25 protein-coding genes and 1 pseudogene are annotated in these 26804 nt (G+C 47.1%); 14 read left to right on the top strand and 12 right to left on the bottom strand.

What is annotated here, in order from left to right; genetic code table 11:
• Nucleotides 1-65 precede the first annotated feature (65 nt).
• Both ACV3PA_RS01005 and ACV3PA_RS01000 read left to right on the top strand, forming a co-directional pair.
• Nucleotides 66-854 carry a DUF4397 domain-containing protein gene (locus ACV3PA_RS01005; protein ID WP_456125415.1) on the top strand — a complete coding sequence of 263 codons (789 nt, stop codon included), beginning with the start codon at nt 66-68 and terminating at the stop codon, nt 852-854.
• Nucleotides 826-1434, top strand: a complete 609-nt coding sequence (locus tag ACV3PA_RS01000; protein ID WP_456125414.1) for a class F sortase — start codon at nt 826-828, stop codon at nt 1432-1434. Before ACV3PA_RS01005 ends, ACV3PA_RS01000 begins: the two co-directional genes overlap by 29 nt.
• Before the next feature lie 56 nt (nt 1435-1490).
• Here the strand turns inward: ACV3PA_RS01000 and ACV3PA_RS00995 are convergent, their stop codons facing one another.
• The 9 genes from ACV3PA_RS00995 to ACV3PA_RS00955 form a co-directional block, all read right to left on the bottom strand.
• Nucleotides 1491-2792 (bottom strand): protoglobin domain-containing protein, encoded by a 1302-nt coding sequence (locus tag ACV3PA_RS00995; RefSeq protein WP_456125413.1) that lies wholly within the window; start codon nt 2790-2792, stop codon nt 1491-1493.
• 174 nt (nt 2793-2966) lie between these two features.
• Nucleotides 2967-3191: a hypothetical protein gene (locus ACV3PA_RS00990; RefSeq protein WP_294739435.1), complete on the bottom strand. Its 225-nt coding sequence runs from the start codon at nt 3189-3191 to the stop codon at nt 2967-2969.
• Nucleotides 3192-3277: 86 nt separating this feature from the next.
• On the bottom strand, nt 3278-3484 hold the full coding sequence (locus ACV3PA_RS00985; protein WP_456125412.1) for a cation transporter: 207 nt from the start codon (nt 3482-3484) through the stop codon (nt 3278-3280).
• Nucleotides 3481-5610, bottom strand: coding sequence for a heavy metal translocating P-type ATPase (locus ACV3PA_RS00980; protein ID WP_456125411.1), 2130 nt, complete (start codon nt 5608-5610; stop codon nt 3481-3483). Before ACV3PA_RS00980 ends, ACV3PA_RS00985 begins: the two co-directional genes overlap by 4 nt.
• A gap of 13 nt (nt 5611-5623) precedes the next feature.
• Nucleotides 5624-5920 carry a metal-sensitive transcriptional regulator gene (locus tag ACV3PA_RS00975; RefSeq protein ID WP_456125410.1) on the bottom strand — a complete coding sequence of 99 codons (297 nt, stop codon included), beginning with the start codon at nt 5918-5920 and terminating at the stop codon, nt 5624-5626.
• Nucleotides 5921-6041: 121 nt separating this feature from the next.
• On the bottom strand, nt 6042-7577 hold the full coding sequence (locus ACV3PA_RS00970; RefSeq protein WP_456125409.1) for a DHA2 family efflux MFS transporter permease subunit: 1536 nt from the start codon (nt 7575-7577) through the stop codon (nt 6042-6044).
• Between the two features lie 196 nt (nt 7578-7773).
• A complete protein-coding gene (gene ytxJ / locus ACV3PA_RS00965; RefSeq protein WP_456125408.1) occupies nt 7774-8100 on the bottom strand; it encodes a bacillithiol system redox-active protein YtxJ in 327 nt (108 codons plus the stop codon).
• Nucleotides 8101-8104: 4 nt separating this feature from the next.
• On the bottom strand, nt 8105-9733 hold the full coding sequence (locus ACV3PA_RS00960) for an acetolactate synthase large subunit (protein ID WP_456125407.1): 1629 nt from the start codon (nt 9731-9733) through the stop codon (nt 8105-8107).
• Complete coding sequence (locus tag ACV3PA_RS00955; protein ID WP_456125406.1) at nt 9730-11166, bottom strand: NAD-dependent succinate-semialdehyde dehydrogenase; 1437 nt, start codon at nt 11164-11166, stop codon at nt 9730-9732. Before ACV3PA_RS00955 ends, ACV3PA_RS00960 begins: the two co-directional genes overlap by 4 nt.
• A 391-nt stretch (nt 11167-11557) precedes the next feature.
• On the opposite strand from ACV3PA_RS00955, the gene ACV3PA_RS00950 reads away from it, so the two are divergent.
• The 4 genes from ACV3PA_RS00950 to ACV3PA_RS00935 all read left to right on the top strand — a co-directional run bounded on the left by ACV3PA_RS00950 (nt 11558) and on the right by ACV3PA_RS00935 (nt 14660).
• Entirely contained in the window at nt 11558-13216 is a 1659-nt protein-coding gene (locus ACV3PA_RS00950) for a glycoside hydrolase family 13 protein (RefSeq protein ID WP_456125943.1), read from the top strand.
• Nucleotides 13217-13333: 117 nt separating this feature from the next.
• Nucleotides 13334-13756: a YwiB family protein gene (locus tag ACV3PA_RS00945; RefSeq protein ID WP_456125405.1), complete on the top strand. Its 423-nt coding sequence runs from the start codon at nt 13334-13336 to the stop codon at nt 13754-13756.
• Nucleotides 13746-14165, top strand: coding sequence for a hypothetical protein (locus ACV3PA_RS00940; protein WP_456125404.1), 420 nt, complete (start codon nt 13746-13748; stop codon nt 14163-14165). Before ACV3PA_RS00945 ends, ACV3PA_RS00940 begins: the two co-directional genes overlap by 11 nt.
• A gap of 57 nt (nt 14166-14222) precedes the next feature.
• Entirely contained in the window at nt 14223-14660 is a 438-nt protein-coding gene (locus ACV3PA_RS00935; protein WP_456125403.1) for an NUDIX domain-containing protein, read from the top strand.
• A gap of 49 nt (nt 14661-14709) precedes the next feature.
• On the opposite strand, the pseudogene ACV3PA_RS00930 reads toward ACV3PA_RS00935, so the two are convergent.
• Nucleotides 14710-15046: pseudogene (locus ACV3PA_RS00930) on the bottom strand (DUF2628 domain-containing protein).
• A gap of 201 nt (nt 15047-15247) precedes the next feature.
• Here ACV3PA_RS00930 and ACV3PA_RS00925 point away from each other — a divergent pair.
• The 6 genes from ACV3PA_RS00925 (at nt 15248) to ACV3PA_RS00900 (ending at nt 23168) form a co-directional block, all read left to right on the top strand.
• The gene (locus ACV3PA_RS00925; RefSeq protein WP_456125402.1) at nt 15248-17383 is read left to right on the top strand and encodes a (Fe-S)-binding protein; all 2136 of its coding nucleotides are present in this window, start codon (nt 15248-15250) and stop codon (nt 17381-17383) included.
• Nucleotides 17384-17540: 157 nt separating this feature from the next.
• Complete coding sequence (locus tag ACV3PA_RS00920) at nt 17541-17909, top strand: MerR family transcriptional regulator (RefSeq protein WP_456125942.1); 369 nt, start codon at nt 17541-17543, stop codon at nt 17907-17909.
• A gap of 36 nt (nt 17910-17945) precedes the next feature.
• Nucleotides 17946-19268 carry a hemolysin family protein gene (locus tag ACV3PA_RS00915; protein ID WP_456125401.1) on the top strand — a complete coding sequence of 441 codons (1323 nt, stop codon included), beginning with the start codon at nt 17946-17948 and terminating at the stop codon, nt 19266-19268.
• A gap of 178 nt (nt 19269-19446) precedes the next feature.
• The gene (locus ACV3PA_RS00910; protein ID WP_456125400.1) at nt 19447-21123 is read left to right on the top strand and encodes a LytS/YhcK type 5TM receptor domain-containing protein; all 1677 of its coding nucleotides are present in this window, start codon (nt 19447-19449) and stop codon (nt 21121-21123) included.
• A gap of 89 nt (nt 21124-21212) precedes the next feature.
• Nucleotides 21213-22244 carry an aldose epimerase family protein gene (locus ACV3PA_RS00905; protein WP_456125399.1) on the top strand — a complete coding sequence of 344 codons (1032 nt, stop codon included), beginning with the start codon at nt 21213-21215 and terminating at the stop codon, nt 22242-22244.
• A gap of 69 nt (nt 22245-22313) precedes the next feature.
• Nucleotides 22314-23168 carry a DegV family protein gene (locus tag ACV3PA_RS00900; protein WP_456125398.1) on the top strand — a complete coding sequence of 285 codons (855 nt, stop codon included), beginning with the start codon at nt 22314-22316 and terminating at the stop codon, nt 23166-23168.
• Between the two features lie 56 nt (nt 23169-23224).
• Here the strand turns inward: ACV3PA_RS00900 and crcB (ACV3PA_RS00895) are convergent, their stop codons facing one another.
• Nucleotides 23225-23575 (bottom strand): fluoride efflux transporter CrcB, encoded by a 351-nt coding sequence (crcB, locus tag ACV3PA_RS00895; protein WP_456125397.1) that lies wholly within the window; start codon nt 23573-23575, stop codon nt 23225-23227.
• Nucleotides 23576-23974: a fluoride efflux transporter CrcB gene (gene crcB, locus ACV3PA_RS00890; protein WP_456125396.1), complete on the bottom strand. Its 399-nt coding sequence runs from the start codon at nt 23972-23974 to the stop codon at nt 23576-23578.
• 154 nt (nt 23975-24128) lie between these two features.
• On the opposite strand from crcB (ACV3PA_RS00890), the gene ACV3PA_RS00885 reads away from it, so the two are divergent.
• Both ACV3PA_RS00885 and ACV3PA_RS00880 read left to right on the top strand, forming a co-directional pair.
• Nucleotides 24129-25598, top strand: a complete 1470-nt coding sequence (locus tag ACV3PA_RS00885) for a methyl-accepting chemotaxis protein (protein WP_456125395.1) — start codon at nt 24129-24131, stop codon at nt 25596-25598.
• Nucleotides 25599-25710: 112 nt separating this feature from the next.
• Nucleotides 25711-26646, top strand: a complete 936-nt coding sequence (locus ACV3PA_RS00880; RefSeq protein ID WP_456125394.1) for an NADP-dependent oxidoreductase — start codon at nt 25711-25713, stop codon at nt 26644-26646.
• Nucleotides 26647-26804: the final 158 nt, after the last annotated feature.

The following is a 26804-nucleotide window of genomic DNA, read 5'->3' as shown; positions in this document are numbered from 1 at the left end:
TCTGAAGTGTAAGAATATTGGTTTGAGAGCGATGTACATTTGACAATCAGAAAGGTGGAAAAAAGATGAAGAAACTCTTATCGTTTGTGACCGCTACGTTGCTGTTTGCACTATTCGTGCTACCAGTAGGCGCAGCAGATGACGCAATGGTTCGTGTCATTCATGCTTCACCAGATGCACCGGCAGTTGATATCGCGGTCGATGGCAAAAAAGCGGTATCAGGAGCAAAATTCAAAGATGTCACAGATTACCTCACACTACCAGCTGGCGAACATAAAGTAGAAGTATTCGCTGCAGGAACAACAAAAGATCCTGTGCTCTCTCAAACACTCAACGTTGAAGCTGGTAAATTCTATTCAGTTGCAGCAATCGGCAAATTAGCTGATATCAAACTCGCAGTCATGGAAGACAACGGTAAAGGTGAAGATGGAAAATCAATGGTTCGTGTCGCACACTTTGCACCAGATGCACCAGCTGTTGATGTTGCACCAAAAGGTGGAGATCCACTCTTCAGCAACCTTGAATTCTCGAAAGTCTCTGACTACGGTACACTCGATGCAGGAACGTATGACCTTGAAGTCCGTCCTGCAGGCGCAACAGATGTCGTTAAAGCACTTGATGGTATCAAACTTGACAGTGGTAAAAACTATACAGCACTCGCAATCGGATTACTTGAAGGTGAACCAGCATTTGATGTCCTCTTGATCCCAGACGGTGGTGAAATGGCATCGATGCCAGAAACGGGACTTGGTGGTTCATCTGATACGACTTCTGCTACACCATGGGCAGTCGCAGCAGCAGCTGCCTTGTTAGTAGGTACAGCGTATGTCGTCCGTCGTAAACAAAACGCTTAAGAGTAGTCTTCTTCTCTTACTCGTATTAGCCGGATGTCAATCAGGATCACCTCCAGATGCTACAAAGCCGGAAAAACCAAAACAAACCGAAACAACACCTTCTTCTTCGTCCACTCCATCCGAAAAGGTGGATGAAGAAGCATTCGTACCAACGCGTATTACAATTCCGACGCTCGATGTGAAAGCGAACATCGAAGTCGTTGGGAAGGATAAACAAGGACGGATGGATGTTCCGAAACAAACCGATCAAGTTGCTTGGTATAAGTACGGTGCAAAAGCTGGACAAACCGGAAATGTCGTACTAGCCGGACACTTGGATGATAAAGAAGGTCCCGCTGTTTTTTATGATTTAGCCAAGCTGAAAAAAGGGCAACGGATTGAAGTGACGGGAAAAGCAGGACAACAGGTGTCATACGTGGTGACGAACGTCATGTCCTATCCTGTCGATGAAGCACCTGTCGGATCGATCTTCGGTGCGACCGTCATGAATAAACTGACGCTCATTTCATGCATTGGTACGTTCACAACATCAAAAGGATACGATCAGCGTCTTGTCGTCACAGCAGAACAAGACGAGTAGAGCAAAATAGGCATTTCTTATTTCGGTTAGAACCGAGAATAAGAAATGCCTATTTTTTAATGAGTTTCAGAAGCAGCGACAAGATCTGTCGTCAGTGTCGTCAAGCCTTGCGTCGTTTTACTAAGACCTTGAATCGTATCGACGATTTGGCCGAGGTTTTCTTTGTTGCGACCAAACAAGGTGAGGGAGTTCTCCATCTCGCTCTTGACTGTCTGGATTCCTTGTTTGACTTGTTGCAGCTCTTGTTGGGAAGCTGTATTCGCACGTGTGATATCTTCCATTTGAGACACCAATTGTGTGATATTGCCATTGTTCTTTTGAATCAGACCGTTGATGCTACTACTCAACGACTTCGCATTTTCAGCGAGGTTCCGGACTTCTGTCGCAACGACGGCAAATCCTTTACCATGCTCACCCGCACGAGCTGCTTCAATCGAAGCATTCAATGCTAACAAATTCGTCTGATTGGCGATCGCTTCGATACTTTGTGTCATCTGGACGATATCGTCTGATGTCGTCTTCAATTCATGAATGCTTTCGAGCGATGTACCGACTTGTTGCGTTGATTGTGCGAATTGTTGCTCCATCTGTTGCATTTGTCGTTCGTTTGCAATCGTCATTTGGACGAGTTGCTGACTCGTTTGTTCTGTCTGAGCTGTTTCTGCTAATACTTGAGAAGCCCGACGACTCGTTTCAACGATGGCATGATCCGTATGTTCGACCGAGCTTGCGACTTCTTGGCTGACACGAACGACGTCTGTTAAAAGTTGACGGCGTGACTCGTTAGCAGCCGTTACTTCATTGAGACGGGAGTCGACGTACTGACTTGTCACGATCTGAGCATCTAAATTCATCGCATGTGTCAAAGCAAGCACGGCTGTCGTCAGTTGTGCTGGGTCATGTTGATAATGCTCGACGATTTTAGGAATCAACAACGTCTGAAACGCTGCGTAAGAGGCGATGAACCATGTGACCGGAACAAAATTGTGTTTATGCGTTTGTCCCATCCGTGTTCGCATCGCGAGGAACGACTCGTCCATATTCCCAGTCAATAAACTCGTAAAATAGTCTGCGAAGACTTTTTTCAAGCGTTCGCGTGTTGACGATTGTTTTGCGATGGTTGCCATCTCCGGATTCAATAGGAGATGATCGAGGACTTGTTCAAGTACCTCATCTAGTATACCTTGAACGACAGGTGCCATTGTTTTGAGTGTCTGCAATTGTTCTTCCGTATAGCCCATATAAACGAGACGGGACGTTAAAGCAGGATCAGCCGTCTTCGTGATAAGACGGGAATCAGGAAAACCGATGGTAGCTTCATAAGTTGAAGTCATTTTACTTTTGAAAGGGTTGCGCACGTAGTTGCCTCCAGTACTCAAGATGTGAATTAAAAGATGTCTCTTTCTTATCGGTTCATCTCAGTAAAGTGATATCAATTTTCGAAAAAAAGACGGGAATATTGAAAAACATTGACCCGAAACAAAAAAACTCATGGCAGCAAGTGCCATGAGGAGAATAGAAAAAGGACAGGATTAGACCGGTTGATCTTCCTGGAATGCTTTTTTGGCGTCCACGATCGAACGCATCCGTTGAACGCAGGTTTGAACGAATTGAATGTCAATGGAGGTAAAACGGGTGACAGGTCCACGAGCTGACTCGGCACTGAATGTGAAGGTTCCGAGATTCCAAAGTTCGATTTTAAATCGTTTTCCTTTGTTGTCGTCGAAGTGTTCTACGAATTCGATTTTCGGTACCATACGAACCCCTCCTTACTCCGTACATTCCCGATTTTCAAAAAATAAAAAAGCCAAACTGCGTATTAGAAGCAGCTTGGCGTAAAAAATTATGCAGTTGGTACATCGTAGCCGATCTCTTCGATTGCATCGACGAGACGCTCGCGCGCAACATCTTCGTGTTGAACGGTGACTTGATTTTGCTCGAGTGAAACAGAAGCACTGTGTACACCTTCGACTTCAGATAAAGCAGATTCGACACTCGCTTTACAGTGATTACATGTCATACCGATAACAGATAACGTTGTTTCTTTCATGATGATGTTCCTCCTTCAGATAATGGGGTACGTTTTAATCGTAACGCATTCGTTACGACAGAGACAGAGCTGAATGCCATCGCTGCACCCGCAAGCCATGGGGCAAGAAGACCGAGAAAAGCGACCGGGATACCAATCGTGTTGTAACCGAGTGCGAAGACGAGATTTTGGCGAATGTTTTTCATTGTCTGCTCACTGAGTTCGATTGCAAGCAATACTTGCTTTAAATCGTGTCCGAGTAACGTCACATCGGCTGCTTCAAGCGCAACATCCGTTCCGCTACCAAGCGCGATGCCAACATCCGCAGTTACGAGAGCAGGCGCATCATTGATACCGTCTCCGACCATCGCAACACGTTTCGTTTGTTGAAGAGATTGAATGACATCTGCCTTTTCAACGGGGAGAACGTCAGCAAAAACGAACGCTGGGTCCAAACCGAGTTCTTTCGCTAGATGATCAGCAACTTCACGACGATCACCTGTCAGCAAATAGACTTCTTTTGTCTGGCGCAATCGATGAATTGTTTCTTTTGCTGAGTCTTTCAAGGCATCACGAATCGCGTATCCTGCTGTAACTTCCTCGTCGACAGCGACGTACACGAGTGTTGCCCCAAGGGATGTCCAGTCGGGAAGCGTGAGCCCACGCTCTTGCATCATGCGGGCTGAGCCGACGATAATATCTTGTCCCATGATCTGCCCCGTGATTCCTCGTCCAGACTCGACGTGAAACTGCTCGATATCAAAGACGACATCTCGTTCTGCTGTAATGGCGCGAGCAAGTGGGTGTTCGGATTGACGTTCGAGCGCAGCAGCAAAATCGAGTGCAGCATCTGTACCGAATGTCTCGACGACGACGGGACGACCGACCGTTAACGTTCCGGTTTTATCAAAGACGACGGCGTCGACATGTTGAAGGTTCTCAAGTTGAGCACCGCCTTTAAAGAGGATGCCTCGCTCCGCACCTTTTCCGGTACCGACCATGATGGAAGTCGGTGTCGCAAGTCCAAGCGCACACGGACAGGCGATGACAAGGACCGCGATGGCGGGACGAATCGCTTCTGCGAAGGATCCACTGATCATCCACCAAGCGGCTAATGTCAAGAGCGCGATCGCGACGACAATCGGCACGAACACACCAGAGATACGATCGGCTTGTCGCTGGATCGGTGCTTTTTCCGTTTGCGCTTGTTCGACGACGCGAATGATTTGTGAAAGCACCGTTGCTTGTCCGATTTTTGTCGCTTCGATCTGTAACGATCCATTTGTATTCAACGTACCGCCAATGACAGATGCACCAATCGTCTTGTGAACAGGGATGGATTCACCCGTCAACATCGCTTCATCGAGATACGCATCGCCTGCACGAATGATACCGTCAGTCGGAATTTTATTTCCAGGTTTTACGAGTAAGATCATACCGGTCTGAATCGAATCAATAGAGATAGTTCGTTCCTGTCCATCTTCTAACACGACGGCTTCCTTCGCTTGCAAGGAAAGCAGGCTTTTAATTGCTCCTGTCGTTTGTTGTTTGGCGCGGTCTTCAAGAACCTTACCAAGCAAGACGAGTGTAATCAGAATCGCACTCGTCTCAAAGTAGAGGTGCGGCATGTCAGAGACAAGTAGCATTTCGGCAACGGAATAGAAATAGGCAGCCGATGTTCCAAGCGCGACAAGGACGTCCATATTTGCGCTACCGCTTCGTAAACTTTTATACGCTCCGCTATAAAACGGTGCACCAATGATGAATTGAACCGGTGTCGCTAAAGCGAACTGTATCCATGGATTCATCAAGAATGGAAGATGGAACGGACTGTTCGGAATATGTGTCAACATGCTCGCAAGTAACGGTAGCGATAGAATGGCTGCGATGATGAATCGGTAAAGCATGCGACGATTCGTCTTCGTTTCATGAGGTGCTTGTTTGACTGTTGCTCCATAGCCGATTTTTCGAATTTTTTCGATGATTGCCTGATCGTCATAGGCATCGGAAATCGAGACACGAGCGGTTTCAAGTGGTAAGTTGACCGTTGCTTCAACGCCATCCATCCGATTGAGAACTTTTTCGATCCGAGCGGAGCAGGCAGCACATGTCATCCCTTCAATATCAAACTCAATCGTTTGTGACATCAGAAAACCCTCCTTACTTTTTCAGACGGGCAATGACTGCCATCAACTCATCGACGTAATCATCTGTGCTATCTTGACGAGTCGCGACTTCATGCATGCACATCTTGACATGGCGTTCGATGATTTGTAGTTCGACTTGTCGAAGTGCTGCTTGAATCGATGCCGTTTGCGTTAAGATATCGATACAATACCGGTCTTCAGCAACCATATTGGCAATGCCACGGACTTGTCCTTCGATGCGCTTTAATCGTTTCATTAAGGCATCTTGTTCTTCGTTCGTTCGTGGAACGACGGGATGATCGTGTGTCATGAGCGTACCTCCTTTAATGTTTATCTTGGTTACTCTCATTCTAACATATAGGTATAGGGGGTACCAGTATTTAAACTGTTTAATAAAAAAAGCAATCGCACGTAGGCGATTGCTTTTACTCTCATTGATTGGAAACTTGCGGTTTGACGATGGTTTCGTTCAATGAGCGTTGATCGCTGATGATGTCCTCTGCTTGTGAAGCGCGCTTAATGAAGAAAGCAAGGACGAATGCGAGACCAGCAATGAACGTCGAGATGAAGAAAGCATAGTTGATTCCGTCAAGCGTTGCCTGCATCGTGATCTGCTGTTTCAAAGCAGCAGCCGCTTCGGCAGTCGGTTGACTCGTCATGTTTTTTGCCGCGTCCGCTGCGAGTTCCGTTCCTCGTGTCTTCGCGTGCGTCGACATGATCGTAACGAGCAATGCTGTTCCAATCGCACCGGATACTTGTTGCAACGTATTATTCATCGCTGTTCCGTGTGGATAGTAGCGCGTTGGTAACTGATTCAAACCGTTCGTTGAAACCGGCATCATGACCATTGACATCCCGAACATCCGCAGTGAATAGAGGACAATCAGATGCGTATACGTCGTATCCATCTCAAGTTGACTGAAGTAATAACTTGTGACGACTGTGATGAACAGACCAGTCAACGCAAGAGGACGACCACCGATTTTATCGAACAGTTTTCCGTTGATTGGTGACATGACCGCCATCAAGATCGCACCCGGCAACAACATGAGACCGGCATCAAGTGGTGAGATACCGCGAATCGTCTGAACATAAATCGGCAGTAATAACATCCCGGAGAACATCGCCATCGTCACGACCATCGAGATGGCAGAAGACAAGGCGAACATCGGATAACGGTAAATTTTAAAGTTGAGCATCGGACGTTCCATATAGAGTTGACGGTAAATGAATGTCACGAGTGCGATCACACCGACAATTAGAGCTCCGTAGACGTGGAAGCTATCCCATCCTTTAGAACCGGCAGAGCTGAATCCGTACAATAAGCCACCGAAGCCGAGCGACGACAGCGCGACGGAAGCGAGATCGATACGAGCTGCAGACCGTTCCTTAACGTCACGAAGTAAGAAGAAACCAGCGACAAGAACAATCAAGGCGATTGGTGTGATGAAGTGGAATAACATCCGCCAGTCATAATTTTCGATGATCCAACCAGACAGTGTCGGTCCGATTGCCGGAGCTCCCATCATGATCAGTCCGAAGAACCCCATCGCGGTTCCGCGCTTTTCAATCGGGAAACTGACGAGCATGACGTTCATGAGTAATGGCATCATGATCGCAGAACCGGACGCTTGAATCATTCGTCCTGCGAGAAGAACAGGGAAGACTTCAGCGAATCCTGCGAGAATCGTTCCGGTCGAGAAGAGGGTCATCGCGAGTAAGAAGAGACGACGGACCGAATATTTTTGAATCAAGAAAGCCGATGTCGGAATCAAGACACCGTTGACGAGCATGAAACCAGTCGAGAGCCATTGAGCCGTCGATGGTTCAATCGCTAGGTCCTTCATGATCGAAGGAAGAGCGATATTAAGCAAGGTGTTATTTAAGAAAGCAATGAATGCCCCGATCATCAAAACGGCAAGGATGCCGTAGGGAGGTCGAGCTGTGTGAGTAGCGCTTTGTTGCATGAGTATCCTCCTAACTAAACTAACGGTACAGATTTCTATACGGTCGTTCTATCTGTAGTTTATCTTAATCTGATTTAGTTCGAATTACAAATAATAATAGCTAAGAAAGATAATTTTATTTTTTGTGTAGCATTGAAAGCGTTCTTATGAAAAGAGAATAAAAAAAACAGCCTGGAGGCTGTTTTCATATTCGACGTTATTGGACGTTCGTTTCGAGCGCATCTTTCGTAATGTCATAATGAGATGCTGTCCAAACAGACTTACCATCTTGAATGAATAAGACTTGGGGTGATTCATGTCGAACGTTGTAATGTTCGGCAATATGGTTCGACAATGTCCGAGCTTCTTGAACGAAGAGATATGCTGTTGGGACAGATGTTACATCTGCGAACTTCGTATACTCAGAAAAGCCAGCAGCGCTGATCGGGCAAGTCGTACTGTGTTTGCAGATCACGAACGCTGTGTGTTCGGAAGCAAATTGATCAAAATCAGAAATCGATTGCAGTTTACGTGGTTGTGTCATATTTTCACCCTCCATACGTCCGGAGACGTTCACTTAACTTTAGATTTTCCCGGTAATCGACCGGACAGTCAATTAAAACGGGTCCATCGCTCGCAAATGCTTGATCAAGACAGTGTGCAAGGGAACCATTTTCACCGACACGAAGACCAAGTGCCCCGAAGGCATGAGCCAGTTGAACGAGATCCGGATTATCAAACGTGATATAGGATGAACGTCCGTAAGCTTGTTGCTGTTTCCATTCGATTAGTCCGTAGGTGCCGTCACGCCAAATTAGTACGACGAGCGGAAGTTTCAAACGAACGGCAGTTTCTAGGTCCTGTCCATTCATCAAGAAAGCACCGTCTCCAGCGGCACAGACGATGCGCCGATCTGGATATAACAGTTTGGCTGCGAGTGCACTCGATAAACCATAGCCCATCGAAGCAAAACCGTTCGAAATGAATAATTGATCTGGACGCGTCGTTTGATAATGACGCGCAAGCCAGACCTTATGGGCACCGACGTCTGAGAAGACCATGCCATTCTCTCCGACAGTTCGCTCGAGTTCTCGAACGATACTTTGCGGGTGTAAAGGAAGAGCGAGCGAATACGTTTCTTGGATTTCTTCGCGTAATTTATCGCGATCATGTTGCCAGCCGTCCCACGCGCGCTCAGGAAGTAACGGAGTCAACACAGTCAGTAATTCGGCAAGTGGTCCAACTAAGTTTGCGACGACCGGGTAGTGCGCATCGATTTCATGTGGATTCGTATCGAGATGAACAACAGGTGTCTTTTTTGGGTTCCATTTTTGTGGTGGCAACTCAGTAATATCGTAGCCAACCGTAATAATGAGGTCACTCATCTCAAGAATTTGCTGATTGTAGTCGACGTCGGGTAAGCCGATTGTATGTGCAGCAAGTGGGTGCTGTGAGGAAATCGCCCCTTTGCCCATCATTGTCTCGACGACAGGAGCCTGTAGTTTTTCAGCGAATGCTCGAAACGACTCGATTGCCTGTTGCCGGTGGATACCGAAGCCGGCAATGATAACCGGTTGTTTTGCTCGCTCAATCAGACGTAAAACATCAGGATCATCAATCGTTAAGGAATGAAGATAGGTCGGCGCACTATCACTTTGCAGCGGTGTCACGGGTTGATCGCGTTCTTGTTTTGCGATGTCTTCCGGAAAAGAAATATGTGTTGCTCCCGGCTTTTCACTGCTTGCTGTCGCAAAGGCACGACGTACGATTTCCGGAATGATCTCTGGCGTCAGGACGGACGTACTTGATTTCGTGACGGGACGATACAGATCAACGAGATCAAACATTTGATGTGATGCCTTATGCTGCCGTGCCGTTGCACCTTGTCCTGTAATCGCGACGACAGGGGAGTGGTCCATCGTTGCACTCGCGATACCGGTCATCATATTAGTTGCACCAGGACCAAGCGTCGATAAACAGACACCCGGGCGCCCGCTAAGACGACCAAACATCGCAGCCATGAAAGCAGCGTTCGTTTCATGGCGTGTCGTAATGAAGGTGATCGATGAACGACTGAGTGATTCGAGCAATGTGATGTTTTCTTCTCCAGGAACACCAAAAATATGCGTGACACCCTCTGCTTCTAAACATTGGACGAACCAGTCTGCCGCGTTCATGCTAGACCGCCAATTGAGATGTATTTCGTCTCAAGATAGGCTTCTAGACCTTCGCTACCACCTTCACGACCGACACCTGACTGCTTCATGCCACCGAATGGTGCTTGTGCTGCTGAAGGAACCCCATCATTCCAACCAACAATGCCGTAATCAAGTCCCTCAATCGCACGAATCGCACGTGCGTAATCCTTCGTAAAGACGTAGGAAGCGAGACCGAATGGAGTCTGGTTCGCATAATGGACCGCTTCTTCATCTGAACTGACACGTTGTACTGGTGCGACCGGACCAAACGTCTCTTCGTTCATAATCAACATGCCTGGTGTGACATCAGCTAGAACGGTTGCTTCATAGTAATAGACGTCATTGTCTTCATCGGCATTACCGGTGCCACCCGTGACGACTCGGGCACCAGCGGATGTCGCATCGTCAACGTGTTTTTTGACTTTATCGTAACCTGACTTATTAATCATCGGTCCAATCTTCGTCTCAGCCTCAAGACCATTTCCGGTCTTCAACTTCGCAGCTTCTTGCCCGAGTTTTTCAACAAACGCGTCATAAATCGAGTCGGATACATAAATCCGGTTTCCGCAGACACATGTCTGTCCGCCATTGCGGAACTTCGATTTAATCGTCTCAGCGACAGCTAAATCGAGGTCACAGTCATCAAAGACAAGAATCGGTGCGTGACCCCCGAGTTCAAGCGACATCGCCTTGATCGTCTCTGCTCCTTGTGCCATTAACGTCCGTCCGACTTCTGTTGAACCGGTGAAGGTGATTTTATCAACGTGTGGATGTGTTGCGAGCGATTCACCGAGTGCTTTCCCGCTGCCCGTCACTGCATTAACGACACCTTCAGGAATACCGACTTCCTGACAGAGTTCAAGGAGACGAAGGGCAGTTAACGGAGTCGCTGTTGGTGGTTTTAGGACAAACGTACACCCAGCGGCGAGTGCCGGAGCAAGCTTTCGTGTAATCATGGCCGCCGGAAAGTTCCACGGTGTGATCGCAGCAACGACACCGACCGGCTGTTTGATGACCTGTAATCGTTTGCCCGCATCATGAGTCGGAATGACACGACCATAAGCGCGTTTTCCTTCTTCTGCGAACCATTTGACGAAGTTTGCCGCATACTGGACTTCACCTTCTGATTCGGCGAGTGGTTTCCCCATCTCAAGTGTCATCAGACGGGCCAGTTCATCCTTTTTCTCGATCATCTTCGCATACAGTTTTTCGAGTAGTTCAGCTCGTTCATAGACTGTTCGCTTTGACCAATCGGGAAATGCTTTTCGCGCTGCTTCGACTGCATCGTTGACATCTGATTTCGTGCCGTTTGGTACGCTGCCGACGACTTCCCCGGTCGCTGGATTTGTAACGTCCGTTCGTTCACGGTCATGATCGAGCCATTGACCACCGATGAAAAATTGTCCATTCATCCTAAAAATCCCCCTTTTTTTACGTGCATTGATAAGGGTATACCCGAACGACGAAAAAAAGATTCACTTTGGGAAGGAAAGGTTATGCAAAAGGGTAGAAATCGACCGATAAACAGTGTAGGATAATTCAGTAAATGTAATGTAAAACGAGATGAAATATTCAGCGTAAACAAAGAGTGACAGCAGTTGATGTGAAATGGTGGAATGACCCCCGAAACATTGACTTTGGAAGTGGATTTGATAAGATAAAGGTAGAGGATTTGCGCAATCGGTTGCGCTATATGCATAAATGTTAAATGACAGATGAAAACAACACCAAAAGACTGACCTACGAGAGGATTCATGACACATGACACAAATGATACCGCGCCCTGAAACGGCCCAACAAACAATTACACGAGCTTGGTGGAAAGAAGCAGTTGCTTACCAAATCTATCCACGCAGCTTTTATGACGCAAATAACGATGGAATCGGCGATATTCCGGGTATCATCGCAAAACTCGATTACTTGAAAGATCTTGGTGTTGACGTGCTTTGGATTTGTCCGATGTTCAAATCGCCGAATGATGACAACGGATATGATATCAGTGATTATGAAGACATCATGGATGAATTCGGTACGATGGCTGACTTCGATCTCTTAATGGAAGAAGCGCATAAACGTGATATTAAGGTCTTGCTTGATCTCGTTGTCAACCACACGTCTGATGAGCACCCGTGGTTCCTTGAATCGCGTTCGTCAAAAGACAATGAGAAACGTGACTGGTACATTTGGAAAGATGCTGTTAATGGTGGTGAACCGAATAACTGGGAAAGTATTTTCGGTGGATCAGCATGGGAATATGATGAAAAGACAGAGCAATACTTCTTGCATGTCTTCTCACGTCGTCAGCCGGACTTGAACTGGCAAAATCGGGACATGCGTCAAGCGGTCTATACGATGATCAATTGGTGGCTCGATAAAGGAATCGATGGTTTCCGCATCGATGCAATTAGTCACATCAATAAAGATCAGTCGTTCGCAGACCTCCCGAATCCACTCGGTATGCCGTATGTGCCGTCATTCGATATGCACATGAACGTTGAAGGGATCCATGCGTATCTCGAAGAGTTAAAGGATGAGACGTTCTCGAAATACGACATCATGACAGTCGGGGAAGCGAACGGCGTGACACCGGAAGAAGCAGACCTTTGGGTCGGAGAAGAGAACGGCAAGATGAACATGGTCTTCCAGTTCGAACATATGGATCTTTGGCGTGCTGATGCTGAAAAAGGCGTTGACGTCGTCAAACTCAAACAAGTGTTGACGAAATGGCAAAAAGGACTTGAAGCAACAGGGTGGAACGCACTGTACCTCGAAAACCATGATAAGGTACGTTCCGTTTCCCTTTGGGGTGACGAAGAACAGTACTGGAAAGAGAGTGCGAAGTCGCTTGCGATGATGTATTTCTTTATGCAAGGTACACCGTTCATCTATCAAGGCCAAGAAATCGGCATGACGAACGTTCAGTTCCCGGACATCTCAGATTATGACGATGTTGCGACGAAGAACATGTACGAGATGCAACTCGCTTCCGGGAAAACACATGAAGAAATCATGGAAGTCATCTGGAACTCGTCCCGTGATAATTCACGGACACCAATGCAATGGACGAACGAGCAAAACGGTGGGTTCTCGAATCAATCCCCATGGTTCGGCGTTAACCCGAACTACGCGGATATCAACGTTGCGTCGCAAGAACAAGACGAAGATTCAATCTTGAACTTCTATAAACGAATGATTCAAATCCGTAAGATGGAAGAGACATTGATTTACGGGGCATACGATCTCCTCTTACCGGAAGATAAGAAAGTCTACGCGTATACACGGACGCTTGGTAACGAGCAATTCTTGGTCGTCACGAACTTAAAAGGGGAGACGGCAGAAATCGATACGGACATTATCTTGCATTCGGAAAATATGTTGCTCGGCAACTATCCGACGATGCATCACGAAGGAACAGAACTGGAACTTCGTCCATTCGAAGCACGTCTATACCGTGTACGTTAAGTATTAAGCTATTTTTTGAACGGATTCGATACAGATCGAATCCGTTTTTTTGATGTCCATAAGCAGAAGGTGCATGAGACGAAAAAATCGTGTACGCTAAACGGTGAGGTGATAAAAGTGAAACCAGCACAGTACCCGGTGGCGTTACGCCAAGTGACGACGATTGAAGACGGTCCGATGCGTGAATCGGTCGAGCTTGAGGCGGACGGAACACTGTTCGAAACAAAAGACGGCTTTGCCGTGAAGTTCGTTCAGCCGGATGAACAACCGATCGATACGACGATCAAATGGTCGAAAGATCAAATTGCGTTGAATCGAAAAGGACCCGTTGCGATGCATCACGTCTTCATTTTAGGGGAGACGACAAAAAGCCAGTATGGTAGTCAATTCGGTCAGATGTTGATGGAAACAGACACGAAGACAATTGAGATGAAACCACAACAGATGCAGTTCCGCTATACATTGAAGATGAATGGACAAGCAGTCGGTACGTATACGATTGATTTAACTTGGAAACGGAGTGAGACGAATGGCATTTGAACAAACAGTACGTCAAATGGAACAGATGATGGAAGAGGAGTGGTTCGAGTGGCTCGAAAACGATGAGCCGCGCTACAACGAATGGCGTGATCAACTTGAAGGACTCGCAGAACAGGTCATCACGGAATATAATCCGAAGGTCGATCCGGAAGCGATTGATACGCTTCTTTTAATCAACGAAGAACTACCTGTCTTATACGGCGAAGATATCGTCATGCTGTATACGGCGCTCTTGAAAGCACGTCAGGAAGACGATCAAGTATACGAACGTTACTTGACGATCCTTGGTGCATTCGCGGACGAACAGCATCCAGCAATCCGTGAAGTCGAAAAGTTAGTCGCGAAAAAAGACTATAAAAATGCTTTTGCACGTGCCGTCCGTCTGCCACAATCACTCGGCTTGGAGTAAACAATTAATCAGACCATCTTGTTTTTTAGCAAGGTGGTCTTTTTAGGAGGAAGAGTCATGTATCCACTTTATCGAATCATCGTCGCAATCATCCGCAAGGGCGATCAACTGCTCATCGTCAACAATCAATCGGGACTGGATGTCCGGTGGAGCTTACCCGGCGGTCAGATTGAAGACGGGGAGACACTCGAGCAAGCACTTCGTCGCGAAGTCGCTGAAGAGACTGGTTTAACGGTCACTGCGTCAACGCTTGCCTTTTTGACGGAGAACTTCATGCCAACGCATCAAGCGCACAGCCTCGTGACTTATTTTGATTGTGAGGTGAGCGGAGTACTTGATCCGAATGATCCTGATGAAGAAATCATCGAGACGAAGTGGATCAACCAAAGAGAGCTAGCGGAGTACATCACAAGTGAGCACATTCGTCTTCCGTTGTGTACATATCTAGAAAAACAATATACGAGGTATTATATGTTTGAAGAGATGAAGTGGTAAGCAAAAAGAACGGATTCGCTCCTGCAAAGGATCGATCCGTTCTTTTTGCTTAGAATGCTGCTTCTTGAGGAGCAGACGTTTCAGATAGTAGACGTGCATGGATACCACGTTGTTTTAATGCTTGTTGGAATGAGGTATCGATTGGACGATAGCCTTTTTCAATCAACTCGTTGATATAGATTTTATTATAAATAAAGGAAAAAACGAGACTGACGAGACCTGTACCAAAACCTACAGTAGCCGTACCGACGACGATTGCGAGAACGAGTTGAATCAATCCCCATTTAAAATCGCCACGGAAAAAAGCCGAAAAAGAATGTTGTCCAAGAAAAGCCTGCTTTGACTTCTTTGACTAGACCGCTTGGATGTTGAAGAATACCTTGCATGATGAAACCTCCTAATATGTATATAAATAAAACAACCATATCTAAGATGACTTACTTTTTATGGATGTAATCATTTTTTGTAAGATTAAGTCAATAAATAAAGAGGAAATTTATTTGAAATTTTATGAATGAATAGTCATTCATTCTGTGCTATACTCATTTCAACACAACTGCTTTAGGGGGAAAGGGGTTTGTTCGAACATGAATACGTTTTTAATCATCAACTGGATTGCCTTCCTACTCGTTATCGGATATGCGGGCTATCTGTTCACATCACTCGTCAAAAGTCGTTACACTGCTATTAAACGGGGGAAAAAGGCGGAGTGGACACTGACGAACAAAGAACGACTAGACGCGGTCTTAGTAAACGTCTTCGGTCAAAAGAAATTGTTAAAGGATAAGAAAAGTGGCGCCATTCACGTCATGATGTTCTATGGATTCTTACTCGTTCAATTCGGAGCGATTGATTTTATTTGGAAAGGACTCGCTGTCGGTCAGCGTTTTCCGCATATCCCGCTCGGTCCGCTCTATCCGTTTTTTACATTCTTCCAAGAAATCGTCATGCTCGTCATCCTGATTGCCGTCGTTTGGGGATTTTATCGCCGGTATGTCGAGAAGCTCGTTCGCTTAAAGCGAAATTTCATGGCAGGTCTTGCGTTAATCTTCATTGGTGGCTTGATGGTCGCCGTCCTGTTCGGAAACGGATTCTTCCTTGTCTATGAGAATCATTCGACATTCGGAGAACCGGTCGCTTCAAGCATCGCGTTCTTATTTAGCTGGGTACCAGAATCAGTCGCTTTCGGATTATTCGTCTTCTTCTGGTGGGCGCACTTGCTGTTCTTACTTAGCTTCATGGTATATATCCCGCAAGGTAAGCATGCTCACTTGATTGCCGGTACAGCGAACGTTTGGCTTGGTCGAACGTCGAAAGTCGGACGGTTAGCACCGATTGATCTATCAGTCATGGAAGAAGCAGAAGACGACGAAGCGGAATTTAGCTTCGGCGTTAACCGAATCGAAGATTTCAACCAGAAACAACTTGTTGATTTGTATGCTTGTGTCGAGTGTGGACGCTGTACGAATATGTGTCCGGCGAGCGGTACAGGCAAAATGTTGTCGCCGATGGATTTAATCGTCAAGTTACGAGATCATCTCAACATGAAAACGGCAGCAATCACACAACGCTCACCGTGGGCACCGGCCTTTGCGTTCGAAGGATCGCAAGGCAATCAAATCGCTTCACTCGCAGCAGCTGGACAGATGGATATCGTTCCCGATTCATTGATTGGGAACGTCATCACGGAAGAAGAAATCTGGGCATGTACGACATGTCGAAACTGTGAAGATCAGTGTCCGGTCATGAACGAACATGTTGATAAAATCATCGATCTTCGCCGTCATCTTGTCATGATGGAAGGGAAGATGGATCCGGAGATGCAACGGACGATGGCAAACATCGAACGTCAAGGTAATCCGTGGGGGATGAACCGGAAAGAACGTGAAAACTGGCGTAAGAACCGCGATGAACTCGTCGTTCCGACAGCGAAGGAGAAGAAAAAGGCTGGCGAAGACTTCGAGTACCTGTTCTGGGTCGGTGCGATGGGATCGTACGATAACCGGAGTCAAAAAATCGCGATGGCGTTTGCGCGTATTCTGAACGAGGCCGATATCTCGTTTGCGATTCTCGGAAATGACGAGAAGAACTCGGGCGATACACCACGTCGAATCGGGAACGAAGTCTTGTTCCAAGAACTCGCGGAAGCAAACATCAAATCATTTGAAAAGTATGGCGTTAAAAAGATCGTTACGATCGATCCGCATGCTTACAATACGTTTAAAAATGAGTACCCCGACTTCGGACTCAGTCCGGACGTCGAAGTCTATCACCACACCGAGTTACTTGCACGCTTGATTGACGAGAAACGGATTACACCGCTCCACGAGGTCAAGGAGCGTGTCGTCTATCATGATTCGTGTTACCTTGGTCGCTACAATGATATTTATGACGCACCGCGCTATATTCTCGAGAAGATTCCGGGCATCACGCTCGTCGAGACGGAACGCAATCGCGAAAAAGGAATGTGTTGTGGTGCTGGTGGCGGGATGATGTGGCAAGAAGAGAAAGTCGGCGCCCGGGTCAACGTTGCACGGACGGAGCAATTACTGACGGTTCAACCTTCTGTCATCGGGTCAGCATGTCCGTACTGTTTGACGATGCTCAGTGACGGAACGAAGGCGAAGGAAGTGGACGAGGCAGTCGCCACGTACGACGTCGTCGAACTGCTAGAACGGTCGATCGTCGGTACTTCAGTCGAAGAACCAGTTGCGACAGTCTAAAAAATGGAAAGCAATGGACGGTTACTCTCTTAATAAAAGGGAGTAGCCGTTTTATTTCGAAAAAGCGCGACGTTTTACTGTATGGTTTTGACGTGATAAGATAAAAGGACTAGCTATGGAAAGGAGGTGAGAATCTTTTGGGAAGGCGTTACTTCGAATCGGTCAGGTCGCGGAGACCACCGGCTTATCAAAACGAACAATCGATTATTACACATCACTCGGTCTCTTAACACCAGAGCGTACAGCATCTGGTTACCGTTTGTATGACGAATCGGTCATTCATCAAATCGAACAGATTGAATATTTGAAGTCTCAACGACTTTCCCTGCAAGAGATTCTTGCTTCTTTTACGGAACGGGAAGAAAAAACAGGGGAGACGATTTATCAGGAAGTGAAACAATTACAGGCGACGGTTGAAGGACTTGAGCAACGTTTGCTAAATTCGACAGACGTCGAAAAACAAGCGATCCGCTTAGAACTGTCACGGCGTCTCACATTGATTGCTTCCTTGATTGCACAGCTTTAATACAAAACAATGGAGGTGACCCCTGTTTAGGGGATTTTGGATACTATATTATTCATCAATTTATTTTTAGTGGTGTTGTTGATCGTGTTGACGGCTTTTTTCGTCGGCTCGGAGTTTGCTGTCGTTAAAGTTCGGATGTCGCGTTTGGATCAGATGATTCAAGAAGGTAATAAAAGTGCCGTGCTTGCAAAGAAAATTGCCGGTGACCTCGATTACTACTTGTCAGCCTGTCAGCTCGGTATCACAGTCACAGCACTTGGTCTTGGGGCACTTGGTGAACCGACAGTCGAAAAGATTTTACATCCTGTCTTCGATGACTTCGGTATCTCTGCTGCGGTTTCAACACTCTTGTCGTTTGGTATCGCGTTTGTATCCGTGACGTTCTTACACGTCGTCATCGGTGAACTCGCTCCGAAGACACTTGCGATTCAGTATGCAGAACGGATGACGTTACTATTTGCCCGTCCGCTGTATGTGTTCGGTAAAATCATGTATCCGTTCATCTGGTTACTCAACGGTTCAGCTCGCTTGTTCCTTGGTCTGTTTGGCGTCAAACCGGCAGGGCACGAACAAGCCCACTCGGAAGATGAATTGAAAATCATCATGGCGCAAAGTTTCCAAAGTGGTGAAATCAACCAAACGGAGCTTGCTCTCATGCAGAATGTTTTTGCGTTTGATGAGCATATCGTCAAAGATTTAATGGTCCCACGGATGCGTATGGAAACGATCTCGGAACGTTTAACGAAGAATGAATTAATGGAGATCTTCATGGATAATCCGTATACGCGTTATCCGGTCACAGAAGAAAACGATAAAGACCGTATCCTTGGATACGTCAATGTCAAAGAAGTCTTGACGGATTATGCGAACGGCAACGAACATCCTGTCACGCACTACGTCAAAGAATTACCAGTCGTTTCTGAAGTGACGTCACTTCAAGATACGTTGCGGAAGATGAAGCGAACGCGGACCCATCTCGTACTCGTCGTCGACGAATATGGTGGGACAGCAGGCCTCGTTTCAATGGAAGACTTACTTGAAGAAATCGTCGGAGAGATTCGTGATGAATTCGATGCGGATGAAATCGAGGAAATCGAACAGGTTAAATCGGATGAGTTCCTACTCGACGGTACAGTCCTGCTCGCTGACTTAGAAGACCGCTTCAATATTCGCTTTACGAATGTCGAAGATGTCGATACGATCGGTGGCTGGATTCAGATGCACAACATCGATCTCCAACCGGGTGAACACATCGACACACCAGACTTTTCAGTCGAAGTGATGGAGATGGAGAATTATCAAATCAATCGCGTCAAGATTTGGTTGCATCCAGCTGAACAGGTAGAAGCAGAAGCATAAGATGGTCGGTTCCTCATCGAGGAGCCGGCTTTTTTGCATCACATCAGTCAAAAAATCAAGAATGGACGGATTGTGCGAACTTTCGACAGTCGTGATAGGAGAATGCCGAGGTGAACGGGAATCTAATCTAGTATTACTTTATTGTTGATTGGTGTCCCATGAAACGAGGAGGTATTCCGTGCTCGAGCAGATTCCATTTTTACTAAGTCGTTTAGGTATGTTAGCACTGTTAGCCTTTTTATTATCCCAGTGGCGCATTTCTCGATACATATTTAAAATGGACCGCGGGATGAATCTTCCACTTCTTTTCGCTTTTGTGTCATCTGGTATATTGATGAACTACGCAGGAATTGAACTTTCGAAAGATACGACGATTGATCCATTACTCGGATTAGCAGTCGAAAAAGATGCCCTGGTGCTCGATACAAGACTGGCTGTCATTGTGACAAGTGGATTGATTGGTGGACCGGTGGTCGGTGGGATCACGGGATGCTTAGTCGGTCTACACCGTTACGTGCTTGGTTCGTTAGGGGCGGAAGCTGGCTGGATCATCGCGATGATCGCTGGACTCGCGAGCGGCTGGTACCGAAAGCGATGGCGTTTACGGGATAACCATGCGCTCGTTCCACCGGTTGGTATCGTATTGACGGCCTTATTGTTTGAGAGTGGTATCACATTATTACTTGCACCGGATACGACAGAAGCGCTTGATTTGATGAGTCGTGCCGCTTTTCCGTTACTGTTCGCCAACACGTGCGGTGTCGTCCTGTTCATCATGATTTTACGAACGCAGCTTCGACTCGAAGGAGCGCTCTTCGTCCAACAAACCGAACGTTCCGATCGCCTACTGCAAGCTTTGCAACCATTACGGAAGCAGGGATTGACTTCAGAAGTGGCACGACAGATTGGGGCGACGTTATTAAAAGAAACAAAGATGCAACGGATCGTATTGATCGGGGCGACAGAGGTCGTTATCGATATGACTAATCAGAAACTTGCGGTCTGTGGCGAGCAGCCGAGACGTGAGGAACAACAATGGATCGAGGCAGAAGAACCTGTACGAAAAGAAGATGAGCAAACAGGACAAATTTTGAGTTTTCATCCGATGCGCATTAACGGTCAAAAAGCCGGTGTGATCTGTTACTTTTCCAAAGATTTATTTGACGACACGGCGGAGCGGATGACGGAACAACTCGTCGGGTTATTAGTACGAGAGCTGAATATACACCGGGAAGAGCAATTGAGCCGAGTAAGTGGACGAAAAATGAAACCGATGTTACATGTGACCTATCTCAAAGGAATCATCGAAGAGATTCAACGGACAGCTGATCCGGGAACTCCTGTGAAACATCAACTGAATGCACTATTAGAGCTTCTGACGGCAGCTACGCGGCATGATGAACATCCATTACGTGAAGAATTAGCGACCTTAAAAGCATACTTGTCACTCGAAGGAACACGACGCCGTCCGAATCAACTGACATCCGCTGATATCACGGTCGATCTCGATATCGAGACTGCCGTTGAGGAATATTTCGTCTTTCCATTTCTCGTGACACAGCTTGTCGATAATGCGCTGCGTCATGCGTTCGTAAAGGCAGGACGGCATCATCGGATTGATGTTCGTGCCTTTAAGGCGACAACCGACTGGGTCATCGAAGTCACGGACAATGGGCAAGGCGTACCGTTTACTGTGATGCAACAACTAGATCAAAAAGACGCGGGGGATTCGAACCTGTTCCTGATTCGACGTGCATTAGACGTGACATACGGTCCGGCTGCAACATTACATGTCCATTCGATCATCCATCAAGGAACACGGATCGAAGTACGATTACCTCTTCCATCCCTATGACAACAATGGCATTTCGCCGTTGTTGTTTTTTTGTATCGTTCCAAGGGTAAAAAGGAAAACAGGAAAATGTAACGTACAGGAGGAAACGAATGATGATTACGACAACTAAAGTGGGACAGTTCGGTGATGAGTCCTTGCTCTGCTTCACCTTACAGAATACGCACGGACATAGCATCGATATCTTGAACCGAGGGGCGAAGATTCTTGCCATACGTGTTCCGGATCAGCAAGGAACGATTGAAAACGTCGTACTCGCATTTGATGACCTGTCGGAATACCAGGATGATCCACATCATTTAGGCGCAACGATTGGACGTGTCGGGGGACGAATTGCGAACGGAGCGTTCGCACTTGAGGGGATGACATATGTCCTTGAGCAAAATGAAGGTGAACATCATCTGCACGGTGGAAGCGAAAACTGGGCGAACCGGATGTTCACGCACGAAATCAACGAGAACGATCTGATCCTACGCTTAGATAGTCCGAGCGGCGAGAACGGATACCCCGGTCATTTGTCGTTCACGCTGACATTTAAATGGACGGATGAGGATGTTCTTCAGGTTCATTATGAGGCGGAGACGACGGCGTCGACCCCATTCAGTCCGACAAACCACACGTATTTTAATTTGACGGGTGAAGCAAAAACGACGGTCGAACAGCATATCCTACAAATGGATGCACCTTTTTATGTCCCGTTGACGAAAGAGGCTGTACCGACTGGTGACATCCTCCCTGTGGCAGGAACTGTCTTTGATTTTTCGGAAGCGCGTCCGCTACATGAAGTGACACACGCACCAGACGAAGAACTACGCCAAGCAGGTAGTGGTGTTGATCATCCCTTCTTGCTCAAAGAGGGTGGGGAAATCGTTCTTGACGAACCAATCAGTGGTCGACGATTACGGGTTGTGACCGATCAACCGGGAGTCGTCGTTTACACTGCCAATCACTTGTCAGGCGACTTCACGATTTGTGGTCGCCGGGCGACACCATACCTTGGAATCTGTTTTGAGACACAAGGGTTACCGGATGCGATCAATCAACCGAATTTCCCTTCTGTCGTCTTGCATGCTGGCGAGCGTTATCATAAGCACACATCGTTTCATTTTCAGGTGATGTCATGACGTTTCTTGCGATTTCCCCTTCTGTATATGGTAGGATAAAGCGAGAAGAATCTAACGGAGGCTAGGGAAATGACTAAAATAGCATGGGTGACCGATAGTATGGCCTATTTCGCGAAGGAAGAGGCAGAAACAATCGGCGTCAATGTCGTACCGATTCAAATCTTGCTCGGCGATACGGCGTATCAAGAGAATGCGATCACAGTCGAGCGACTGTTCCGTGCGCTTGACGCGGATAAGAAACTGATTGCGAAGACATCGCAACCAATCTTTGGTGAGTTCGTTGGAACATATGAACGGCTAAAAGAAGAAGGCTATGACTGTGCGATTGCGGTGCATTGTACAAATGGACTCTCAAGTACTGTTCAAAGTTCAGCATCTGCAGCGGAAGCAGCCAGCTTCCCCGTTCACATCATTGACTCTCATACAGCGTTCGAGAACCAGCAGGAATTCATTCGTTACGGGATGGAACTCGAGGCACAAGGTAAATCCGTCGAGGAAATCGTAGCAGCATTACAAGCGCTGACAAAGAAGACGCATTTCTATATGATCGTCGGAAATATGGAGACGATGCGTCGTGGTGGACGTGTTTCGTCGGGAGACCTATTCCTTGCGAACTTGCTCAGCATCAAGCCGATCATCACGACGGATGAAGCTGGAAAAGTCGTTCCGTTCAAAAAAGCACGTTCGCTGAAAAAAGCTTATATCGAAATGGTCAAACAAATCGATGAGTCAATGCGCCAGCACACGTTTTATAAAAATCGAATTTATGTCGCGACGACGATGGCACCGGAAATGGCGACGGAACTGCGTCAACAAGTCGCAGCGAAGTTCCCGGATTTGACGATTCTTGAAGGGACATTCGGTCCTGCGATCGGAACGCATGCTGGAGCAGAAACAGTCGGCTTGTTCTGGATGAATGACTAAGCTGAAATGGATACAACAAGAGGCGATCGGATGAAAATCCGTCGCCTTTTTTTCGTTCAAGCTGTCAGTGTGACTCCAAGGAAGGCTGCAATAATTCCGAAACTATAGCTCGCGACGAGATAGAGGACGAGTACTTTTCGATTTCCATCTTGCAAGAGTTGTAACGTCTCGATCTTAAACGTCGAGAACGTCGTGAACGATCCAAGGAGGCCGGTACCGAGTAACAAGGTCCAACTCGTATCGAGATGCGCCCCGATTACGAGTCCAAGCAAAAATGAACCGATTACGTTAATCAGAAATGTGGCTAGTGGAAATTCACGTTTCCAAAACGTCTTCATCCATTGACTGACGGCGAACCGGCTAATAGCACCACAAAAAGCACCGATAGCGAGGGCGATTAATTCCATTCACTCACGTCCTTTCGTCACGCGACGCAGCCGTCTTGTCCCAAGCGTATAACCGAGATAAGACAGGAATAAGCCACCAAACAGACTGATGAGAACATATAAAAGGGCATCTGCTATATGATGTGTTTGGATTAAGGTCACGGTTTCTACGCTGAACGTCGAAAATGTTGTAAATGATCCAATAAAGCCCGTGCCGATGGCTGTAATTGCATACTGGTGTAAGAGTTTCGTTCGAAATAAAAAGTGGGTCGCATAGCCCAAGAGAAAGCTCCCGATTAAGTTGATAGCGAGCGTCGACCATGGGAAAGGACCGGTCGTCAAGTCGCCAATCAGCAGCCCGAGTCCATAACGAGCAGAGGCACCGAGAACACCTGCGAGACCTACGAGTACATAGAGCATAGGAATCCTCTTTTCTGAAAAAAGTCTACGTTAAACGTACTCCCGTTCTCAAGAAAGCGTCAAGAAAAAAAGTCACGCGAGGTACTTAACGATTGAATCGCTCCTGCCGATGAACAACTGTATGACTTTAATAAGGTGAAGGAGTTTGAACAAGATGGTATCTGCCCTCGAGCAACAAAGTACAAAGATTTTGTCCCGCCTGATTGCAACGTTAATTACAATTGCACATCCATTGATTTTTTTATTTGCCCAAATGAATTATGTTCCGATCAGTGTGTTTTATCAGTTTTTAGTCGGTGGTTTGATCTTGACGGTCGCGTTGCTTGGTGGCAACCGTCTGCTCGGACATCGTCCGAGTGGGAAGTACGTCCAAGTGACGTTAACCTATTTCGTACTCGCCTTAGTCTTGACGACATTACCGTCGCCGAGTATCTGGACGATCGTTTATCTCTATTTGACGATTTCAATCGTCTATTTGATTCCAAGCCTCGTCATTCTTGCTGGAATTTTAGGACTTCTCGAGATAGTAATGTTCACGATACTTGGAACCATCGTCTTTTCGAATACATTTGACTTGATCGTCGCCTATGTCATCTACTTGATGATTTTCTCGGCTGCTGTCTTCGTTGCCGTCTTCGGACGAAACGTCATGCTGGCAGTCCGCCAAGAACAAGAACGGTCGGAAGCTTACGCGGCAACGTCTCAAGTCGCCCTAGAGCAAACGGCGGCAACCGCAACAGAAGTAACGACGTTCACAGAAGAGATGAGTGAGACGGTCGACGCAGCGAAGGATTCTTTCAGTCAGGTTGATGTGGCGATGCAACAGTTGGCACATGATGCAGCGGGTAGTGTCCAAGCGATTCGTGAAATCCGCCAATTAAACGAACAGCAGGTCAACCGTATGCAGGACGTGACCGTTTCCGTCGACCGTGCACTCGATCGGAGTTCTTCATCACGAACGACAGCCGAGCAGAGTAAACAAACGATTGGTCTTGCCGGACAATCCTTGCAACAACTGACGACGAGCATGGATGAGTCTGTCACGTCGTTCGGACAACTCGCCGGGCGGTTCCAGGAAATCGTCGCCATCACGACGAGCATCAATGCGATTGCAGCTCAGACAAACTTGCTCAGTCTCAATGCTTCGATTGAAGCCGCCCGTGCTGGTGAATTTGGGAAAGGCTTCACGGTCGTCGCGCAAGAAATTCGTAATCTGTCGGCACAAACGGCAGAAGCATCGAAGGAAATCAATGCGATCATTGAACGTGTGGACCAAGATGTCACGCAAACCGGTAACTCGATTCATGCGAGTACGACACTGTTACGTGAACAGGAAGAACGGATGGCAGAGAGTCAGTTAGCGCTGCAAACGATCGAAACGGATGCGACAGAAGTTGTCGGTTCGATCCAGTCGGCGCAGACGCAGTTCGCGACGATGACGAGTAGTCTTACTGCCATTACGACAGCAGCTGGACAACTCGACACGTTCATGAACGCCTTACTCACTCAAAGTGAGTCGTTATCCGGTCTGACGCGTCATCGAGTCGGACAGGTCATGGAACTGCAACAAGCGATTCATGCCTTGAACGAAACGGCATCGACGCTACAACAGACAAATGCTTAACGAGACAGCTCTTCATCAATCGATGGGGAGCTGTTGTGTGTCTTCGGACTGTTTGTCGTTTTAACGGACGGGGAAGAAGATAGGGAACGATTATTGAAGGAGGCGTCAACGGATGAAGGCAGCTTACATTGAACAGTATGGTGGATCAGAGCAATTTAAGGTCGGAGAACTAGAAAAGCCCGTCATTGGACCAGATGATGTCTTGATTGAAGTCTACGCTGCGAGTGTTAATCCAGTAGACTGGAAATTAAGAGAAGGATACTTGCGTCAGATGTTGAGTTACGAGATGCCGCTCGTCATAGGTTGGGACGTTGCTGGCGTGATTCAGGAAGTCGGAGCGAACGTCTCTGATCTTCAAGTCGGGGACGCGGTCTTTAGTCGTCCGGAAATCGCTCGTCAAGGAACGTATGCCGAGTACGTCGCAGTCGATGCGCACCTCGTCGTCAAAAAACCAGAATCGCTTAGTTTTGCTGAAGCGGCTTCGCTTCCGCTCGTCTCACATACCGCATGGCAAGTCATGTTCGAAGTGATGGATGCGAAACCAGGTGACCGAATTTTCATTGGTGCCGGATCAGGTGGCGTCGGAACGGTGGCGATTCAACTTGCGAAAGCGAATGGCTTAGACGTCATTACATCGACAAGTACGAAAAACGTTGACTGGGTGAAAGCGCTTGGAGCAGACGAAGTCATCGATTACAAACAAGAAAATCCAGCGGATCGTGTTCGGGACGTCGATTTTGTGTTTGATACGATGGGCGGCGATAAACAAGGGGAACTGTATCAAATGCTAAAGCCGAACGGGATGCTCGTCTCGATTTCCACACCACCCGATGAAGACGAAGCGAAAGAGCACAATGCGCGTTCTGCGTATGTCTTCATGCAACCGACCGGTGAGCGCTTGCGACATATCGCAAAAGCGGTCGAGCGTGGCGAGTTACAGCCTGTCGTTGATCGGATCTTTGATCTCGATCACATCAAGGAAGCCCACGATTATGGTGAAGAAGGGCATGCTAAAGGAAAAATCGTCATCCGAGTCAAAGGAGAATGAGTGAGAAGAAGAGCGCTAAATTCAGCGCTCTTTTTGTATGTTGTCAATCCATTTTTTTGAACCTAAAACAAAAAAAAACCTGGCCAAAAAAGTGCAAAGGGTAAGGGGGTGCTTCTTCCTATACTAAGGCTATCAGATGTGAGTCAGCCAAATTAAAA

This window comes from Exiguobacterium sp. EA-TM-5 (genome assembly GCF_053878415.1).
Note: the sequence above shows the minus strand (reverse complement) of the source record. Positions and strands in the feature narration are given on the sequence as shown.

What these genes read in the sequence shown, in the direction of transcription:
- ACV3PA_RS00985 (WP_456125412.1), bottom strand. Translation starts at nt 3,484, where the DNA reads ATGAAAGAAACAACGTTATCTGTTATCGGTATGACATGTAATCACTGT.
- crcB (WP_456125397.1), bottom strand. Translation starts at nt 23,575, where the DNA reads ATGGAATTAATCGCCCTCGCTATCGGTGCTTTTTGTGGTGCTATTAGC.
- ACV3PA_RS00900 (WP_456125398.1), top strand. Translation starts at nt 22,314, where the DNA reads ATGACTAAAATAGCATGGGTGACCGATAGTATGGCCTATTTCGCGAAG.
- ACV3PA_RS00935 (WP_456125403.1), top strand. Translation starts at nt 14,223, where the DNA reads ATGTATCCACTTTATCGAATCATCGTCGCAATCATCCGCAAGGGCGAT.
- ACV3PA_RS00975 (WP_456125410.1), bottom strand. Translation starts at nt 5,920, where the DNA reads ATGACACACGATCATCCCGTCGTTCCACGAACGAACGAAGAACAAGAT.
- ACV3PA_RS01000 (WP_456125414.1), top strand. Translation starts at nt 826, where the DNA reads ATGTCGTCCGTCGTAAACAAAACGCTTAAGAGTAGTCTTCTTCTCTTA.
- ytxJ (WP_456125408.1), bottom strand. Translation starts at nt 8,100, where the DNA reads ATGACACAACCACGTAAACTGCAATCGATTTCTGATTTTGATCAATTT.
- ACV3PA_RS00880 (WP_456125394.1), top strand. Translation starts at nt 25,711, where the DNA reads ATGAAGGCAGCTTACATTGAACAGTATGGTGGATCAGAGCAATTTAAG.
- ACV3PA_RS00970 (WP_456125409.1), bottom strand. Translation starts at nt 7,577, where the DNA reads ATGCAACAAAGCGCTACTCACACAGCTCGACCTCCCTACGGCATCCTT.
- crcB (WP_456125396.1), bottom strand. Translation starts at nt 23,974, where the DNA reads ATGCTCTATGTACTCGTAGGTCTCGCAGGTGTTCTCGGTGCCTCTGCT.
- ACV3PA_RS00905 (WP_456125399.1), top strand. Translation starts at nt 21,213, where the DNA reads ATGATGATTACGACAACTAAAGTGGGACAGTTCGGTGATGAGTCCTTG.
- ACV3PA_RS00925 (WP_456125402.1), top strand. Translation starts at nt 15,248, where the DNA reads ATGAATACGTTTTTAATCATCAACTGGATTGCCTTCCTACTCGTTATC.
- ACV3PA_RS00955 (WP_456125406.1), bottom strand. Translation starts at nt 11,166, where the DNA reads ATGAATGGACAATTTTTCATCGGTGGTCAATGGCTCGATCATGACCGT.
- ACV3PA_RS00885 (WP_456125395.1), top strand. Translation starts at nt 24,129, where the DNA reads ATGGTATCTGCCCTCGAGCAACAAAGTACAAAGATTTTGTCCCGCCTG.
- ACV3PA_RS00940 (WP_456125404.1), top strand. Translation starts at nt 13,746, where the DNA reads ATGGCATTTGAACAAACAGTACGTCAAATGGAACAGATGATGGAAGAG.
- ACV3PA_RS00990 (WP_294739435.1), bottom strand. Translation starts at nt 3,191, where the DNA reads ATGGTACCGAAAATCGAATTCGTAGAACACTTCGACGACAACAAAGGA.
- ACV3PA_RS00960 (WP_456125407.1), bottom strand. Translation starts at nt 9,733, where the DNA reads ATGAACGCGGCAGACTGGTTCGTCCAATGTTTAGAAGCAGAGGGTGTC.
- ACV3PA_RS01005 (WP_456125415.1), top strand. Translation starts at nt 66, where the DNA reads ATGAAGAAACTCTTATCGTTTGTGACCGCTACGTTGCTGTTTGCACTA.
- ACV3PA_RS00980 (WP_456125411.1), bottom strand. Translation starts at nt 5,610, where the DNA reads ATGTCACAAACGATTGAGTTTGATATTGAAGGGATGACATGTGCTGCC.